18 protein-coding genes and 1 pseudogene are annotated in these 17,374 nt (G+C 43.0%); 6 read left to right on the top strand and 13 right to left on the bottom strand.

The window, feature by feature from the left end; genetic code table 11:
* Positions 1 to 4 precede the first annotated feature (4 nt).
* Genes ACAN54_RS14790 through ACAN54_RS14780 form a run of 3 tightly spaced genes read left to right on the top strand, consistent with a single transcriptional unit; the run spans position 5 to position 3,786 of the window.
* On the top strand, positions 5 to 1,675 hold the full coding sequence (locus ACAN54_RS14790; RefSeq protein WP_379156242.1) for a DUF6138 family protein: 1,671 nt from the start codon (positions 5 to 7) through the stop codon (positions 1,673 to 1,675).
* A 51-nt stretch (positions 1,676 to 1,726) separates the two neighbouring features.
* On the top strand, positions 1,727 to 2,071 hold the full coding sequence (locus ACAN54_RS14785; protein WP_379156239.1) for an AbrB/MazE/SpoVT family DNA-binding domain-containing protein: 345 nt from the start codon (positions 1,727 to 1,729) through the stop codon (positions 2,069 to 2,071).
* Positions 2,068 to 3,786, top strand: a complete 1,719-nt coding sequence (locus ACAN54_RS14780) for an ABC1 kinase family protein (RefSeq protein ID WP_379156237.1) — start codon at positions 2,068 to 2,070, stop codon at positions 3,784 to 3,786. The genes ACAN54_RS14785 and ACAN54_RS14780 overlap by 4 nt, the downstream gene beginning before the upstream one ends.
* A gap of 45 nt (positions 3,787 to 3,831) precedes the next feature.
* Here ACAN54_RS14780 and yjeM read toward each other — a convergent pair whose 3' ends face one another.
* Positions 3,832 to 5,364, bottom strand: coding sequence for a glutamate/gamma-aminobutyrate family transporter YjeM (gene yjeM, locus ACAN54_RS14775; protein WP_379156234.1), 1,533 nt, complete (start codon positions 5,362 to 5,364; stop codon positions 3,832 to 3,834).
* Between the two features lie 234 nt (positions 5,365 to 5,598).
* Here yjeM and ACAN54_RS14770 point away from each other — a divergent pair, with 234 nt between their 5' ends.
* Positions 5,599 to 6,081 (top strand): pyridoxamine 5'-phosphate oxidase family protein, encoded by a 483-nt coding sequence (locus tag ACAN54_RS14770; RefSeq protein ID WP_379156231.1) that lies wholly within the window; start codon positions 5,599 to 5,601, stop codon positions 6,079 to 6,081.
* Positions 6,082 to 6,237: 156 nt separating this feature from the next.
* On the opposite strand, the gene ACAN54_RS14765 is transcribed toward ACAN54_RS14770, so the two are convergent.
* Positions 6,238 to 6,591 carry a winged helix-turn-helix transcriptional regulator gene (locus tag ACAN54_RS14765; RefSeq protein ID WP_379156228.1) on the bottom strand — a complete coding sequence of 118 codons (354 nt, stop codon included), beginning with the start codon at positions 6,589 to 6,591 and terminating at the stop codon, positions 6,238 to 6,240.
* Positions 6,592 to 6,697: 106 nt separating this feature from the next.
* Between ACAN54_RS14765 and ACAN54_RS14760 the strand changes: the two genes are divergently transcribed.
* On the top strand, positions 6,698 to 7,087 hold the full coding sequence (locus ACAN54_RS14760) for a RidA family protein (RefSeq protein ID WP_379156225.1): 390 nt from the start codon (positions 6,698 to 6,700) through the stop codon (positions 7,085 to 7,087).
* 24 nt (positions 7,088 to 7,111) lie between these two features.
* Here the strand turns inward: ACAN54_RS14760 and ACAN54_RS14755 are convergent, their stop codons facing one another.
* Complete coding sequence (locus ACAN54_RS14755; protein WP_379156222.1) at positions 7,112 to 7,666, bottom strand: TetR/AcrR family transcriptional regulator; 555 nt, start codon at positions 7,664 to 7,666, stop codon at positions 7,112 to 7,114.
* Between the two features lie 158 nt (positions 7,667 to 7,824).
* Here ACAN54_RS14755 and ACAN54_RS14750 point away from each other — a divergent pair, with 158 nt between their 5' ends.
* Entirely contained in the window at positions 7,825 to 8,754 is a 930-nt protein-coding gene (locus ACAN54_RS14750; protein ID WP_379156219.1) for a ketopantoate reductase family protein, read from the top strand.
* Between the two features lie 184 nt (positions 8,755 to 8,938).
* On the opposite strand, the gene csaA is transcribed toward ACAN54_RS14750, so the two are convergent.
* From csaA to ACAN54_RS14700, 10 genes and pseudogenes are all read right to left on the bottom strand, one after another.
* Positions 8,939 to 9,271, bottom strand: a complete 333-nt coding sequence (gene csaA / locus ACAN54_RS14745; protein ID WP_379156216.1) for a chaperone CsaA — start codon at positions 9,269 to 9,271, stop codon at positions 8,939 to 8,941.
* 95 nt (positions 9,272 to 9,366) lie between these two features.
* Positions 9,367 to 9,690, bottom strand: a complete 324-nt coding sequence (locus ACAN54_RS14740) for a putative quinol monooxygenase (protein WP_379156214.1) — start codon at positions 9,688 to 9,690, stop codon at positions 9,367 to 9,369.
* Position 9,691: 1 nt separating this feature from the next.
* Positions 9,692 to 10,771, bottom strand: a complete 1,080-nt coding sequence (locus ACAN54_RS14735) for an FAD-dependent monooxygenase (protein WP_379156211.1) — start codon at positions 10,769 to 10,771, stop codon at positions 9,692 to 9,694.
* Between the two features lie 14 nt (positions 10,772 to 10,785).
* Positions 10,786 to 11,637, bottom strand: coding sequence for an SDR family NAD(P)-dependent oxidoreductase (locus tag ACAN54_RS14730; protein WP_379156209.1), 852 nt, complete (start codon positions 11,635 to 11,637; stop codon positions 10,786 to 10,788).
* A gap of 294 nt (positions 11,638 to 11,931) precedes the next feature.
* Positions 11,932 to 12,507 carry a TetR/AcrR family transcriptional regulator gene (locus tag ACAN54_RS14725; protein WP_379156206.1) on the bottom strand — a complete coding sequence of 192 codons (576 nt, stop codon included), beginning with the start codon at positions 12,505 to 12,507 and terminating at the stop codon, positions 11,932 to 11,934.
* 114 nt (positions 12,508 to 12,621) lie between these two features.
* Positions 12,622 to 13,068 carry an SRPBCC family protein gene (locus ACAN54_RS14720; protein WP_379156202.1) on the bottom strand — a complete coding sequence of 149 codons (447 nt, stop codon included), beginning with the start codon at positions 13,066 to 13,068 and terminating at the stop codon, positions 12,622 to 12,624.
* Positions 13,069 to 13,166: 98 nt separating this feature from the next.
* Positions 13,167 to 15,410 carry a U32 family peptidase gene (locus tag ACAN54_RS14715; protein ID WP_379156199.1) on the bottom strand — a complete coding sequence of 748 codons (2,244 nt, stop codon included), beginning with the start codon at positions 15,408 to 15,410 and terminating at the stop codon, positions 13,167 to 13,169.
* A gap of 169 nt (positions 15,411 to 15,579) precedes the next feature.
* A pseudogene (locus ACAN54_RS14710) lies at positions 15,580 to 16,082 on the bottom strand (DsbA family oxidoreductase).
* Between the two features lie 249 nt (positions 16,083 to 16,331).
* Positions 16,332 to 16,499, bottom strand: coding sequence for an NAD(P)H-binding protein (locus ACAN54_RS14705; protein ID WP_379156196.1), 168 nt, complete (start codon positions 16,497 to 16,499; stop codon positions 16,332 to 16,334).
* A 36-nt stretch (positions 16,500 to 16,535) separates the two neighbouring features.
* Positions 16,536 to 17,195, bottom strand: a complete 660-nt coding sequence (locus ACAN54_RS14700; RefSeq protein ID WP_379156193.1) for an SDR family NAD(P)-dependent oxidoreductase — start codon at positions 17,193 to 17,195, stop codon at positions 16,536 to 16,538.
* Positions 17,196 to 17,374: the final 179 nt, after the last annotated feature.

Here is a 17,374-nt window from a genome sequence, read left to right as displayed (position 1 = left end):
AACGGTGAACCAGGCTGTGAATGCTTTTCTAAATGATGTATGGACGGAAGTCACTTCGATTTATGCTAGAGAACATCAAAGGATAGACAGGATAAAGAATTTCAGTTCCCTGCAGGCAGGAATCAGAGATTATCTTCGTGTGGCGTGGAGAAGAAGCACTGCTTACGGAGAGCAGGGCAACATCCATATCGATATTGATGAACCGTTCTCCTGGAGCGACAGCTCTTACACCATTAAAGCAGGCCCTTACATCGAGGAGTTAACCGATGAACTGCTGTCCCAGGAGTTTTTCCCCGCTTTATGCGAGCTTGTCGATAACCTGTTTCGCTCTAACGATCTTGGGCCTCATTTTTTTGATTACAAGTTTGAAGTGGTGTTTGAATTTGAAGGTGAGCATTCTGAATTGAGGATTTGCCGCCGCCTGTTGCATGAACAAAAGCTTGTGAAGCTTCAAAAGTCGCTGGAACATTTCATCCAAATCAAAGTTCTCTCTGATCCGCCTGTGCTGCCCAAACCAGAGGACATGTTTTTCTTCGCTCAACACCTCATTAATCCCGATCTCATGAGACAGCAAGAGAAGGTCATTCAACCGATGATACAGCGCCTTTCCGATAAGCTACAGCAGAACCAAAAACGCAAACAAGAGTGGATCGGTCACTATACCTCAGCCTTCGATAATTGGGCTCAGGATCATTTTCTTCCACAGTATTTCGTTCGTCCCGATGATTATGGATACGACTATAAGCTAAAGGAAGAGTCTATTCGTCACGTTGTAGATACCGAGGAAATGGATTTCTTCCTATATGCCGCCTTGCAAATTGGGATTACCAAGCCGGATACCCGCCAGAAATATCTGGAACTCGCAGGACAGCTGGGTTCTAGCCAGGCTTTGCAGTATCTGAAAGTCGGCAGCGGTAAGTTTAGGAGTACGTATCAGGGTGAGCAGGTTAAAGGCAGCAACAATGACGTAACGCAGACGATTGAAATCCGGATCCTTTCTGAAGAGGCGAAGGCTTACGGTGAAGCGTTAGATTATATAGTCAACCTGTTGCGGCAAGGCTTTCCCAAGGGCTACCAGCTGAAGCTGAAAACTGCCCAAAAGCATTTTCTGCCGATGAACAATCTGGCGAAGTCCAAGCTGCATCAGTTTTTTGCCAATGCGCTTAACTACCCGGACCTCTTCCCCAAGATTGCCGAATATGCAGATACGGTAATGGAGGAATATGCATGGTACCGGGACGTAGAGCCGGGCGAGAAATCGGTAATGCCGGGTACCTACGCTGTATTAGGCCTTGGCTTATATAGCGAATCCTATTTCCCGTTAGTGTGCCGTTATATGGAGCTGGTGGATACGGAGCATCAGATGGTGCAGGACAGCTATGCAAAAGCGTTTGTTGATGCTCATGGCGTAAAGACGGAACATATTCCGGTAATCACCTCCATTCTACTAGGCGGTAATGAGGAAGCGAGACCGGTCAAAAACATAAACATCGACCGTCCCGAGCTAGCCGAAGCGCTTGTTCAAGTGCTGAAGAATAAAAAGAATCACGAGCGTGAGTTGGTGCTGTGCAGAATTTTCGGCAGCGCGGACAAGCTTGAGAGGGCCGTCCGACAAGCCTCCCCCCCGCTTAAGGAAGGATTGGAACAATTGTTGTCTTATTGTAAATATGAATAGTATGAAATATCATACTAATGAGTAGGTTGTCTATCAAAGGAGAGATTTATGATGAATCACAAAAAAGAAAATAGTCATGGATTCGGGCATGGCAAAGTGCTAGGAACCACATCAATGGGTGAGCGAGGACAAATTGTTATTCCTAGAGAAGCAAGGGAAGAACTTGAACTCAAGCCAGGTGAGAAATTCATCGTTTTCGGGAATAAGCGCAAGGGCGCTGTCATTCTGGTCAAAGCAGAAATGTTCAACAAATTTGCGGATTTCTTCATGAGCGCCTCTAAAAAGTTTGAAAGTATGGCCCAAGCAATCTTTGATAAAACCACTACTATTCCTGAAGATGAGGATACTGAACCTGAGGTCGATGAAAAAGGACCTGGGGCTGATGAAAAGGAATGAGCGAATTCTTTAAATTGATGAAGGATCCCCGGTTCAGAAGAACCATGCGAATGATTTTTAAGTTCGCTTGGGATTTCTGGTGGCTGAGCAAGCAAAAGAATTTTATTCCGAACCGGCGCTATGAAGCGAAAACAAAAGCATTATATCAAAAGCAGGCAACCTATTTTACGAAGACTGCTATGGATATGGGTGGATTAATTATCAAACTTGGGCAGCATGTTAGTGCGCAAGTGGATATTTTGCCGAAGGAAATTATTGATGAATTGTCCAAGCTTCAGGATTCCGTAGATTCTGTACATTTTTCCGAGATACAGCACAAAGTAGAGAGTGAACTCGGAGTATCCATTAGCGAGATTTTTGCTGAGTTTAGTACAACTCCCATCGCAGCGGCTTCCTTAGGACAGGTACATCGGGCGACACTACGGACAGGTGAAGACGTTGCAGTGAAGGTTATGCGTCCTGGGGTCGAGGATATTATTTCAATTGATTGGAAATCCATACAAGTTGCGATTTCGTTATTAAAACGCTGGACGAAGATTAGAGACTTCATGGACCTAGATGCAGTGTATGATGAGTTTTACGAGACCGTTATGGATGAGCTCGATTATCAAAAAGAGGGACACAATGCAGAACAATTTCATATGCAGCTTATCCATCGGGATGATATCGTGGTTCCAGCTATTCATTGGTCTTATACCACTTCAAAAGTGTTAACCATGGAGTTTTTGGAAGGTGTAAAAATCAACGATTTTACCCAGCTTGATGCTTGGGGTGTGGATCGGACTACACTCGCGAAGTCATTGCTGGAGATCTTCATAGAACAGATTCTAGTGGAAGGCTTCTTTCACGCAGACCCGCACCCGGGGAATGTTCTCGTGCAGCCTGACGGAACCATAGTATTAATCGATTTTGGAATGGTCGGACGGATTGCAGATGATATGAAAGCGCAAATGGTAGCCCTTCTAATGGCAGTGTATTTAAAAGATGCTCACGGCGCCATCGATGCCCTTAATCGTTTGAAATTTCTGAGACGGAATGTTGATTTAGAGGTTTTCTCAAGGAATCTCACATTATTATTTGAACAAATCAACGGTGATACGTTTGACCTCAATTTTGTGACGTCAGGTGACAATGCTGAAGAGTTACGTGATTTCCTCTTTTCTCAGCCTTTTCAGTTACCTGCATATACAACATTTTTGGGAAAAGCACTTGGCACAGTATATGGACTATGTCTAGGACTGGACCCGGAGTTTGATCTGATTGGGACCGCTAAGCCATATGTCGAAGAGGTTGTGCGTAGCGATTTACGGGGGAATGTCTTCTCCAACGTTGTAGATGAAGGCAAGAATATTCTCAAAGGAATTCTTCCTACGACAAAGAAGTTCATCTCTGCAGTAGATAAAATGGACAGCGGAAATTTACGGGTAAAGTTATCGAGTTCCTTCGAGAAGAAATTGATAGAGACGCAAAATAAGAATACAGAGCGAATGATCGCAACAATCATTGGCGCCGTATTCCTTCTGACTGCTGCAATCATGTGGGATGAAGTGAATCATATGGTTTCTTACGTGCTCGGCACTTTAGGACTCATCATTATGCTCAGCCAACTCAAATCAAGAGAAAGCCGCCGTGATGTAAGACATGCAAGGCAGATGAGAGCCATGCGTGAGCATAATCGATTGGAGAAATCGAAGTTTAATTCCACGCCGAAATAATTAGAGCCATCCTTAACGGGATGGCTCTTTCATTTTTTATAAATACTAGCTAATCTTTTTTTGAATCTGCATTTCTATACCGCGCTTTTTCTCATATTTGCTATACATTAACCATGCAACAACCGAGAAAATAATGGGTCCGGCCACGCTCCAAATGGTGGTTTGCAGATCCCCTTCTAAAGCCGGCTGTATAATACTAAAGAAATTCGCAAGCCCGATGGTTAGTACAACTACCCACGCCCAAAAATTAACGGCCCATTGACTTTTAATAATGATAAACGGCTTATGTATTTCTTTTCTTCTTCTGAAATATGGGAATGCAAGTGCTATAAATACATATGGGATCGTCATAGCCACATTAGTCATCGAGACAAGGATGTTAAAGAATGCGGCCATTGTGCTTCCACCAAAAGCAATAAGTGCGATCATCACACAAACAACGGTAGCTTGAATCCACATTGCGTTAACAGGCAGCCCATTCTTTGTTTCAGCGATTTTCCCAGGCCATATCTTGGCTGGCGTACCCTCAATCAATTGCTTTAGTGGCGAAAACATCAAGGTAAAGAACGCACCAGACAATGCTAGGAACATAGAGATTCCTACGAATCTTGCAACGCCAGCACCCAAAGCTGAAGCTGTCTCTTGACTTGCTCCAAAAGCTGAACCAAGGGATTGACCTAAATTAGCCATAACGATATAACTTGCGTTCCCCAGATTAACATTTTTGATACCCATTACAGTGGACCAGTTGGTAAATACGCCAACTAGCAGTATTCCTAATGAATATCCTACAGAAATGATGGCTGCCGTTATAAGAATTCCTTTGGGAAAAGTTTTTTCTGGATTTTCTGTTTCATCCACCAACCCCCCTACTGCTTCAAGCCCGCCATAAGCGAATAGAGCGTATACAACAAATGCTAATGCGGCAATCATATCTCCCGCATATTTAGGATTTGGTGTCTGAGTAAATGAATGTAATCCTTCAATCGGCTGTGCCAAATGTCCATGGTTGCCTATAAGGACTGCTATTGCACCAATCCATAGAAATACATTTAATGCCAAGACTGCAGTACCACCTATAGAAGTTACTTTCCTGATCTTATCCAGTCCCTTAGTTGATGTGTAAGTGACTAGAAGAATCCATGCCATTCCCAAGATACCTAAAGCCTGTGGTCCATGAAGGCTGAATATAGTCCAGTTTTGTGTCGTATCTTCTCCGAATATTGCATTTGATACAGGAACCCACATACCGGATGCGACATTAACCATCCAAGTGATATAAGAAAAATACCACATGAACGTTCCTACAAATGCAAATCTTGGACCAATGGATTTTTCCATCCATGAATGAATCCCTCCCTTCTCCTCTTTGAAGGCGGAACCAAATTCAGCTACCATTAATGCAAATGGAACAAAGAACGTAATTGCTGCAAGTATGTACCAGGGAATAGCCGCATAACCCATCTTATAGAACGATCTTGGGATGTTGTTGAATCCATAAACAGAAGTAAAAATCATTAAGACCAGAGACACTAAATTTAATTTTTTCGTTGTCTTTGTCTTTGTCTTTGATGCCATACTAATTCTCCCTTTTCATAACGTATCGTTGAGCTCCAACATGAAGTCAACCCTACGTAGTTTTACCATAATAACGCGTTCTCAACAAGACAAAGATAAACATTACCATCCCTAAGTCAGCGAAGGATTATGATAGCGCTTTAATATCTTATCGTATTATTCTTCACATGCACTAAGATTTTACAATGATATGCTTAATAATGTATGCCTTACGACATTTTAGGAGGTAATATAATGAGCAAGTATGACGAAGCCATGAAGCTGCTGGAAGAACAAGTGGGTAACAAGGACGGCCTGATCTCTCTGTCCACCATCGCGCTGGAACCGGGGCCCAATGGCAAGAGCCGTCCGGCTGCCCGCATTGTGGACGCCTATTATGAGGACGGCGCATTCTACACTGTCACCTACGCGACCTCAGGCAAGATGCAGCAGATCTCCCAAAACCCTGAAGTCGCCGTTTGCATCATCGTCGAGAACTTTACGGCTGATGGTATCGGTGAAAACCTGGGCTGGGTATGTGACGAGAAAAACGCGGAGATGATGACAAAGCTGCGCACAATATTCGCAGGGTGGTATAACGAAGCCAATAACGACGAAGACCCTAACACATGCCTGCTGCGCATTCGCCTGACAAAGGGCTTGTGGAATGACGCCCATAAAGGGATCAGAAATGAGATTGACTTTGTCAATAAGACGGTTGTTACCGTTGGGGGTTAAGCATACTGCGAAGTAGACATTTGATAACCGACAATATTAGCTCAAAGGGAGTGTCTGCACACTCCCTTTTTTTATCGTTATTTATGATACGGTGCAGCGTAACACCTGTATAGCGAACTCGAAAGGGACTCGATCGAATGCCTTTTACATTACTATTCAGGTGTTCTTACCCTTGCCCTGATTCTTGACTCCCCAGTCGCACAGCTGTTCCAGCACAGGCAACAGCGTCTCAGCCTTATCCGTAAGACGGTATTCCACTTTTGGCGGCACCTGTGGGTACTCCCTCCGCTTGACCATCCCATCCGCTTCCAGCTCCTTGAGTTGGGAGCTTAAGGTCTTGTACGTAATTGACCCAAGCTGTCTTTTCATTTCATTGAAGCGAACCGGCTGCCTCTCGGCCAAGAGGTAAAGAATGACCATTTTCCACTTTCCGCCGATGATAGACATTGTATAACCAAACGGTGTATCCTGAAGCCTTGTATCTTTGCCGTTTAAATCGGATATGCCCATGTCTCACACTATCCTTTCAGATAGTACCTATCTTTAAAGTGCGTACTACCTCTTTCTTTGTGCCAAGTCTATACTAGCATTACTTTGAAGTAAAGGAGACAATAACATGCCTACAATTAAAACTTATCATCATCAGCTCTGGGATCATGGCATCTCGCAAGGATACAGCGTAAACGGCACCCTCTACATCTCGGGTCAATTCTCTCACAATGCAGCGGGTGAATTTGTCGGGGCCGGCGATATCGAGAGCCAAACCCGTCAGACGTTGGATAATCTAGATCGCGTACTGGCAGAATTCGGCATCACCAAAACCAACCTAGCTTATGTCGAGGTATACCTAACCCATGCACAAGAGCATGGAGAAACAGTTATCGAGATATTCAAGGAGTACCTGGGAGATCATCACCGGCCCGCTGGCAGTCTTATCGGCGTTACCTACCTGGCCTTTCCCGAGCAATGGATTGAGATCAGAGCAGTAGCCCATGTAGATAAATAAAAGTGTACACAGTGGTAAATTAGATTAGAGTGATACAAGGTGCTTGGTGTATGGTTCTAGCATAAACATAAGTTGCTCAGTAATTTCCTGCACATTACAAGGCATAGAATTATTGATCCACCATTCCAGTACTCCAATAAACCCCGAAGTCAAAAAATGAGTGGTTACACCATTTGAATATGCGCTGTTTCCTGACTTTACACCGACAACCTCTGTTACTGTTTGCGCAATGATGTCATATAAGCGGTTGCGAAAAAATCCAAATCCCTCATTACTAAGAAGCAACTTGTATATTGTAAAATTTTTCTCCAAGTATTCAAATATGCTTTGAGATGCGTCTATGTTTAGATTGGGGTCAGCGCTATTGACACAGTGATCTAGCAGCAGCTCAACATATGTTTCAATGCACTTGTCCAGCAAGTCGAGTTTATCCACGTAATGAAGATAAACAGTCCCTCGGTTTATGTTTGCGCGTTCGGCAATGTCATTGATAGTTATTTTCTCAAATCCTTTTTCAGCCAACAGTTCGATGAAGGCATTCATAATTGACTGCCTTGTTTTTTGTATTCTTCTGTCCACACAGTTACCTCCCCGGATATTCAACAAATTAGCGCGATGTGTTGAGTTCTCAACAGTTGGAACAAATGTAACTATTGAAATGCTCTCCACAAATCAGTACGCTAAGGATATCAATCATTTGTTGAAAAATCAACACACGTTGATTAAGGGGAGGGTTTATGAAAATACTATTTTTTGGTCGCGGTACTATAGGAACGCTGTACGCCTGGGCGTTTGAAAATGCAGGCCATACTGTTGAGTTTTATGTTCGTGAAGGTAGGAAGATGCAATATGGCTCACATGTAAACTTAGAAATATGGGATGCACGACGGAGCAAAAGAGACCGGCTAGTCAAAGAAAAATGGCCTATTATAACACATGAAGAAATAAAGGAAAATCACGACTATGACCTCATTTTTATGAGTATCAACCCCGAGCAAGTATCAAGTGCAGTCCACTACCTTGCGCCACGAGTTGGAAGTGCTACTGTTCTGTTTTTCAATAACTTTTGGCAGGATCCCAAAGCCGCTGTTCAGCCGATTCCTGTCAGTCAAATTGTTTTTGGCTTCCCCGGTGGTGGCGGTGGATTCGAGGGAAACACTCTTTACGGTGGTGTTTACAAGATGGTTCAGTTTGGAACATTTGAATCTGAGCCTACCAAAAGAGATTTAGAGGTTCGCAAGCTTTTTGCTGAGGCAGGCTTCAAGATCATGGTTCAAAAGGATTTTCAAAGTTGGCTCTGGAATCATTTCGCATTAAACGTAGCAATGGAAGTCGAAGTATTAAAAAGTGGCAGTTTTGAAAAAGTAGCTTCTTCACCCGAAGCGCTAGCTGGAATAGGTCATAATATGAAAGAAATGATCCCTGTTCTGAAAGCAAAAGGCTCAAAACTTGATGTTTTGACAAGGGTATTGAGCTCCCTGCCACCGAGAGTTGTAGGACTTCTTATGAGTAAAGTAGTTTTTTCACCTAAAAGCATGGCCTATGCACTTGTGAAGCATAATCACTTTAAAGTTGGTTATGCCGTACAGGAAGTTATATCAGAAGCCAGAGAGCACGGCATAAAGACACCACGGCTTTGCGCTGTAGAAAGCCTAATTACGGAATAGAAAGAGCGGCTAGGTTTTCTCGCTTGCACTGTTGGACAATTTTAAAGCATGGCCGCACGGAGCTAAGCAACTTGCATCTATCTCAAATACTTCATCCGCCCTATGAATATAGCCAAAGCCTCGACTAAAGTCGTCCAAAACTTAAAGCGAGCTCCCAGAAGTGGAAGCTCGCTTAGTGGACCTTTTACGCAATAGGAGTACCATTAGGCATTTCCGTATCCGGCTTTAATAGAATAACATCTCCTTTTTCCACGACTCCTCCCAACACTAATACCTCCGATTTGAACCCCGCAATGCGCCGAGGAGGAAAATTGACGATTCCTATAATCTGCTTCCCTACAATTTCCTCAGCTTTGTAACGCTTAGTTATTTGTGCACTTGAGGATTTCATCCCGATCTCCGGTCCAAAATCAATCTTAAGCTTTATCGCAGGGATCTTTGCTTCTTCAAAAAACTCGGCTTCCTTAATCGTTCCGACACGAATATCTAGTGCTGCAAAATCATCGATCGTTGCCAACGTTTTACCTCCTCCACTAAAGTCTTTAAGCCCCTCACGAAAATATCTCTCACGCTTTCCGGATAGAATTTAATGAGTTCCGCTTGGTGTTGCATTTACTGCACCGGGCGGAAAGGCTGCAGGAGCCGAATCCCTTCCTCAATGGATCCCTCCATCAGTTCTAAGAGCTGGGGCACCAGTTCCTGCATCCGAGGGGCACTCAGGTGCCGATCAAGGGCATTCCGGTTTTCCCAGCGCTCGTAGATAATGAATGTACCCGGCTGGCCTTCCACCTCGTGAGCCTCATAGTCAATGTTGCCTAGGTCGTTGCGCGACGGGGTGACAGCAGCAGTCATGAATGCCTTCATCTCGGCTTCTCTTCCTGCCTTAGCTCTCGCCTCCCAGAGTACAGTAACGTAACGGTTCTTTGTATCGTTCATATTAATTCCTCCTATTGTATTGGCCCGCAAGAACATCTTGACGAACCACATCTAAACGGCGTGTTTGGTATTCACTCAAAGCTTCTGTTATCGAATTCGGATACTGCTTAATGGAGTCTACAATGGTAACGGTATCATCAAGTGAGTCATTAAAGCCTGCGCCCGTCATTGGTGACATGGTATGAGCTGCATCGCCGATCATGGCGATTCTTCCTTTTGACAATATATTAGGGATGTATTCATTAACAGGTGCCCCGATTAAACTGCGGTTCTTAATTGCGATTTGCAAAATGGCATCATCTTCTTTATTCCAATGGGCTTGGCTGGTTTGTGACAGTTCTTCCAGTAGCCAGTCCGGAATATCTTCACCGTATAAGGAGTGCTGGGCAACCCCGTCCTTTAACACCCCTAACTCAGACAGCAATTGATTATGCGAATGATCAAACCAGCAATAACCTATCCATCGCTGGCCAGGATTGGTTCCTCCTTCTTTACCTGGCATCACCGCAGTAGTCAATGTACCGGCAGCACTATTGTTGAAATAAGCGTTCGAAAGTTGCCGTTTTTTCCAGTCTTTCTTTGGCAGCAGTTCTTCGTCTACCTTCCCAACCCAAACCAGATAGCCAGCATAATCTGCAAATGGTTTGTCAGGATTTAAATAGCGGCGGACAATACTGCGATATCCATCTGCGCCAATCAATAAGTCCCCTTTAAACGTCTGCTCCTCTTCACTGGTAGCCCAAGCAGATGATTCATTTTGTCCCACACTAACAATTCGTGTATTGTGCCGAAGGGTAATACTAGATTCTTTAGCAACCGCATTGCGCAAACGTTCTTGAATGGCTGACCAGGCTTCCACATTGTTGTTACCACTAGATGCCAAGTGTCTTAATTCTCGTTCAATTTCACTATTACGATAAGGCTTTGTGTGTAGTCGAATAAAAGCACCATTTCTTAATGAGGAATCTGCACGTTCAAGAATGGTAACGGTATAACCAGAGCGAGATAACGCAAGCCCCATCATTAGACCACCTAAAGATCCACCTACAATAATGGCATGTTCCATCTGTTTGTGTGACATCGTTCATTCTTCCTTTACTGCAGGTTCATCTGGATACGGAGCATCCGGTCGAGGAGTCGATCTGGAAGAATACGGACCAGTCGGGTCAGCAGCGCCGAATCGTGACCAACCGTATAGCGGGTGTGCGGTTTACTGACGTGGATTGCTCGTGAAACCACTGCCGCCACTTTCTCGGGGCGGATACCGTCCGTTGCCCACGTATCAGCCTGAGCCTTCACGGCATCAAAAAGACGATCATGGCGCCTGTGCTGATCCGGCGTCATCAACTTGGCCAGCCGCTCGGCTGTCATAATCCCTTGCTCTGACAGGCCAGTGCTGACGCCACCCGGAGTGATCATGATTACCTTGAGGCCAAACGAGGACATCGCTCTGCGGAGACTGTCATTGATCGCTTCCATCGCATACTTGGCAGCCGAATAAATTCCGAAACCGGGCATGGAGACCTTACCCCCGAGCGAACCGATATTGACTACGCGCCCGCCGCTGTTCAGCAAGGCCGGGGTAAGCGCCTGAATAACCGCGACCTGTCCGATCACGCTGACTTCAATCTGGCGGCGGAATTCATCGAGGGGGACCATCTCAAGAGGTGCATTAACGGCGATGCCGGCATTGTTGACCACTGCCCGTAAAGGACGGCCAAGCGGATCTTGCTCCACCCGTTCGGCCAGCGCCTTGAGCGTGCCGATATTGGTAACATCGACAATTACCGGCTCGATATTTTTGCGTTTGATTTTGTCGGCGTCTTCCTGACGACGAACCCCCGCCAAAACGTGATATCCTTCAGTGGCGAGCTGCTCCGCGGTAGCCCTACCGATGCCGCTGGACGTACCTGTGACAACGACCAGTTCTTGAGTTTTGAATGACATAGTAAGCCTCCTAGGTTTGATAAGATATGGTTCACGCTATAGCACTGCTATACGGACATTATAGCACCGCTATACAAAGCTGTCTATAGCGGTGCTATACATTTTTTACGAAATGTTGTCCTACGGCCTGAACATCATTTTGGCGGGCGTTGCGTGAGGAGTGCGATCATCGACATCCTTCTGAAAATAAAAAAAAAGACCGCCATCCTGCTTGGATAGACGATCTCTCTTATGTGCCACTATTTGTGGGCCCTCATCTTTACCTGAAATCTTTACACTCTGTCATCGGATCCCTCATTTTGAATCGGCGTCCGGCTCTTGAATCAAAATGATCTGCATTACGCTTTCCCGAATGAGATTAACGACGTTGGGTTCGGGTAGGGGTGCCTTACGAATCTGGGCCGTCACATACAGCCAAGAGGCCGTATTGGCGGAAGCCCAGACCAGATCTGCCGCAGCTTGAGCTGACACAGCCAGTTTGCCTTCGGCAGCGACTCTCTGAACATTTTGCACTAGTACTTGGTGCGAATGCTCTGCCGCCTCAATATGTGCACCCTCGAGCAACCGCCCCATCATCGCCGCATAGATCCGAGGACGGGCTGCCGCGAAGCGGACATAGTCATCCCATCCTTGACGAAGAGCCATCTCTGGAATGGTGGACTCCACTGCGGCAATCTTGCTTTCAAATAACTGTTTGAACGCTTCCACTATAGCTGCACTCAGGAGTCCATCGGCATTGCCGAAATGATGATAGAGTGTAGGGGCCGTAACCTGCGCGATCGCAGTTACGGCTCGCGTCGAAAAATGGGCTCCGCCCTCCTCTTCGAGTACCTTAAGAGCAGCTGCTAATATTTTGTCATATGTGTTCATACGTCCATTATAGCAGTGCTATATGCGTATGTCCATGACGAAGGTTGCATGCTTGTGGCCATAATCCCTGTATTGGTGACTTTGCGGGATGACCCCTTCTTTGATCTTACTGCCTTATTCCGTCCTTCTTCCAAAATACTTCTTTATCATTCTTTCACGATCTTTAAACATGAAGATCAGGCCAACTTTTATTAACCAACTGGGCAGAGAGCTTTCAAACTCCACCCTGTCCGTCATAATCGTTTCACGAACGGACTTTGAAGCAAACTGATGGCGGTGCTTCCAAGAATGAAACGGAAATATGGGATCAATAAGGATATCTTCAAAACCTTCCTGTTCTTTCCACTCTGATATATACGACTTCCAGGAGATTTTCCAGAACCCAAAGTTTAGTTCCAACTGGATCATTTTTCCCGCAGCTGCTTCGGAAGGCCCCTTCACCGTCGTTTTGGGGAAGGATGTAATTCTGACTAAATTCTCAGCTGACTGAAAAAAGTCCCAAACCCGCTCCAAAGGTTGCATAAGAACGGTTTGATAAGTAAACGTCCCTTTCCATTTCACGACCAGTCACCTCACGCTATATGATCACCTATTGGATTTCTGGTTTCATTGCCCTAAGCTGAACGATTAATCTTCGCCAGAACCATCCCTTTGGCTACCTACACAATCTCTTTATTAAAATGTCCTCTTGTGTCTGTTTCCTGATTAAAGACAGCATTATTCATTGAGCCATTTAATTTGCCTGACGCCATATTAATGACTTTCACAACCTGCTCTTTGGATTCAACTGTGAAGTTTAATCTGAGCGCCTCGATTCCTTTGATGTTTGGTAGCTCATCTAAAAGATTAAGCGTCTTCCCATTAAGGAGAGTCGTTGTACAATCATTATGAGAAATGATAGGGAACGTTCCGTGCTCATCTTTTAACTCATAGCTCTTCGTTCTGCAAATTCTGCATTGATTCATTTTTTTCATCGGACAATATTTTGTAAACATCAAAGGAACCCTGCCATATACAATCATTTCCAGTGCAGGATAGCCGTCATTTTCTTCATAATAGGCATTCATTAAATCTTCAATTTGGCTCTTATTCAATTCATAAGATAAAGTGACTCGTTTGGCACCTAATTTATATAATTCATAGCAACTAGTAGCATTAACAACATTTAGAGAATAGTCCGTAACAAACGGATTCGTGTCTCTGTAGTGATAAATTCCACCATATCCTCCGATGAGTAGCTGCCCTTCTTTTTCCTTATAATCAATCTGATTTCTTCTAACAACGTTTTTAAAATAGATTTCCTTAATTCCACAGCTCACGCAAGCATCGTACTGCTCCTTAGTCGTTACAGAGGCCGTAAGGTATGGTTTTTCAGGGGCAAAGCTTATTTTTTCTTTTACCTTCAAAGCCTTGGTTCTTTTCTTTTGGCTGTTAAGCTTTAAGTCATATAAGCCCAGTACAATATCTCTTCTTGCTGCATTTAACAGTTTAGCTGGAATAAAGGCATTGCATTCTTCAAATTCTACATGATTAAGTTCGAATATCGTATCATTTAATCTCGAAAATTGCTTGATTACCTGGTCTTTTGTTGTTGGATTATTAATGGCTTCGCCTAGTATTTCCTCGCTTTCATATGAATAATTAAAGCCTAAGCCCTCCGCCTCTATGAAAAGCTTTGAATCTGGACATGCATATACTCTAATATCGAGGTTAAACCGCTTAAATTCTTTTTCCAGTGATGATTCTAATTCTTTGTTATAGAAATAATCCTTCGTTTTATATACTAAATCTCCCTTAGACACCTTTTCTTTGATTTTGATATAGCAGACATCGTCTGCTTTGTTGATTAATTCGCCCTCTTTATCGTACAGTTTGGCAACAGCTAGATTAACATCTTCATTGTTGTGACTTATTCTGATTGTATCGTTTTGATTTAAGGTACGTGAAAGTGTTATTTCATACCTATCTTTAACAATCTTGCTGATGGTCCCAATTTCATAACCGAAGTTATTAGGTCTTAAGATATTTGTAATATTTTTCTTATCTTCGTGAAACAAATACCCTTTAGTAAATGTTCTATTGAATGTTTTTTTCAGATTTTCTTTATCTTCTTCGGTTATTTTATGATCTAAGGCCGTGCGATATTTGGATACAACATTAGCAACATACGTAGGCACTTTCATTCGGCCTTCTATTTTTAAAGAATCGATTTCTTTTAAATCATGGATATAATCGATTGTGTTTAAGTCCTTAGTAGATAGAATATAGTTTTTCCCTAAAGATGTATCTGTTGTCTTATCCATTAGTTCATACTCCTTACGGCATGAACCCACACATCTTCCACGATTTGCGCATCGAAAGCCGATTAATCCTGACATTAGACAGTTTCCCGAGTAAGATACACATAAAGCACCGTGAACGAAAATTTCTAAAGGTATATCAGCTATTCTTCTGATCTCTTTTACTTTTTCAATCTCAACCTCACGGGACAGAACAACTCTTTTAGCACCAAGTTCTTTGAATAATAAAGTTCCGTCTAAATCGTCTATTCCCATTTGAGTTGAACAATGAGCTTCCATATCAAGAAAGTTATTAACGATATAATCGAAAGCAGCCAGGTCCTGGACGATAATGCCATCCACACCGATATCATTTAATTCGCGTATTTGCTCTTTCATCTCTTCAGCTTCGTTTTCGAAAACGATGGTATTCATTGTAACATAGAGTTTAACGTCCCTCAGGTGCGCATATGTAACAGCCTCTTTTAACGATTCAAAATCAAAATTAGATGAATATGCACGTGCACCAAATTTTTGCATTCCTAAGTATACTGCATCACAACCATTAGAAATTGCAGCTTTTAAAGCCTCCATATTTCCTGCTGGAGCTAATAATTCAGTCATTTTTTCCTCCTTATGACCCATAAGTTACACGCCAGTCAAACTCAGCACCATTGATCATAAAATAAGAACTACACTTAAGCTACGGCAAAAAGCACAAACCAATGGTTTGTGCTTTTGCATTCTTTCTTTGTCACTCGGCTCTCCTCTTGATGATTCGTGCGAGGCTTATTTATTGAGCTGCTTGGTTAAGGGTGCTTAAGAATATCTCAATGGGTTGTGCGCCGGAAATTGCATATTTTCTATCAATGACAAAGAAAGGGGCTCCTGTTATTCCCAAATCAGCTTGGCTTCCGTGTAATAGGAATAGAACAGCTTCTCGGATAATTCCCTATCTTTACCAACCAATTTAGCATATTGGGTTAGACGATGAGCATCAAACGTATTGGTGGGCTTCATTTGGTCGAAATTATACACCAGACCCATCATCGCCGCTTGTTGTCCAAGGTTAGCATTTGCCTCTTTCGCTTGCTCGATACTCATACCATGTTTCTCAGAAAGGATTTGATGCATATTTTTGCCTGAGTACATGGACCCTTGTGGGTTAAGTTCAAAGCTTCTATATTCAATCACCACTTCATTCTGATGAGCGAATTGCTCCAGTGCAGACTCCAATCGTCGTTTACCAATATAACAAAATGGACAAACATAATCTGACCATATCTCGATTTTGATTTTGAATCCTCCTTCACTAACCACTAATCGGTGAATACTGCATTTTTTTGAGCTTATTTGTTATAAACAATTGGCATTTTTCTAATCAATTGGTTGTCACGGGTGGCAGCGTACATGATTTTAGCAACATTTTCTCTGGAAACTGATAATTTAGCCGATTTATCTCCTAATGAATAGTCATAAGATTGCCCTTTGTGTTTAACATTGGGGTTAATAATTTGAACAACTGTCCAATCAAGGTTCGATTGTTTAATAATTTTTCGAAAGTTCCCCTTGTACAAAGCTCAAATTGGGATGTTTGAGGCTGATTTTGTGGGGGTTTCTAACATATGCCGTAACGAAATCCCCGTAATCTAGAGCTAATTGTGTCAGCAGCTGTCCGATTGCACCACTTGCACCAAAAATGGTGATATTCATTTTCTTGAACTATCTCCTTCATCTAAATTATTCAAATCACACGCGGTCTTCAGTTATAAATTCTTCTACTCTGTCTCTTTTGGTGTACATGTCGTACCAAATATCAGCGATTTTGTCTTGAACTCCTGAGTTCGGCTGCATCCAAATTCCGATCGCAAGGTGACCCGCATACACACCTTTGTCCGCTAATTCGCTGTTCAAATTAAAGATATAATTACGAAGTCCTGAAATTGCAATTCCGACATTACCCATCATCGGTACTGGGTGGATTGCAGCGCCTCCAGTCGTAAATAATAGAGCACCGCTTTGCTTATCCAACATTTCCGGCAGCACTTGTCGAACACTGGATAACGCACCTAAAACATTAAATTGAAATTGGTATAATGCATTTTCTTCTGTTACATCTAATGATGGTGCTACTGTATTGATGCTCGGCGTTGGACTGTATTCAAGAACATCAATAAATCCGTATCTTTCTTTAACAGCGGCGAATGCCATCTCAATTTGTTCTTTATTTAAAATATCTGCTTGAAATGAAGCCGCCTCAATGCCCAATTGTTCTAATTCAATAACCAGTCGGTTCAACTTTTCTTCATTTCGAGCAATAAGAGCTACGCGAAAGCCATTTTGTCCGAATTTTTTTGCAATGGACATTCCTAATCCTTCTCCTGCTCCAACGATTGCTATAGTTTTCATTTAATATCTCCCCTTCAAATAGAGTTAATTATCAATTCGATAAATAATGGTCATAGTGTTGTATATTTATCTTTTGTTTATTATGATTAATATACGATCCGCATTCAATATTTAATAATTTCGATTTTGAAAAATATAATACAAATTCAACTCCAATGTCGTTTAACTAACAAAAAAAT

It is taken from the genome of Paenibacillus diazotrophicus (assembly GCF_042610465.1).
Note: the sequence above shows the minus strand (reverse complement) of the source record. Positions and strands in the feature narration are given on the sequence as shown.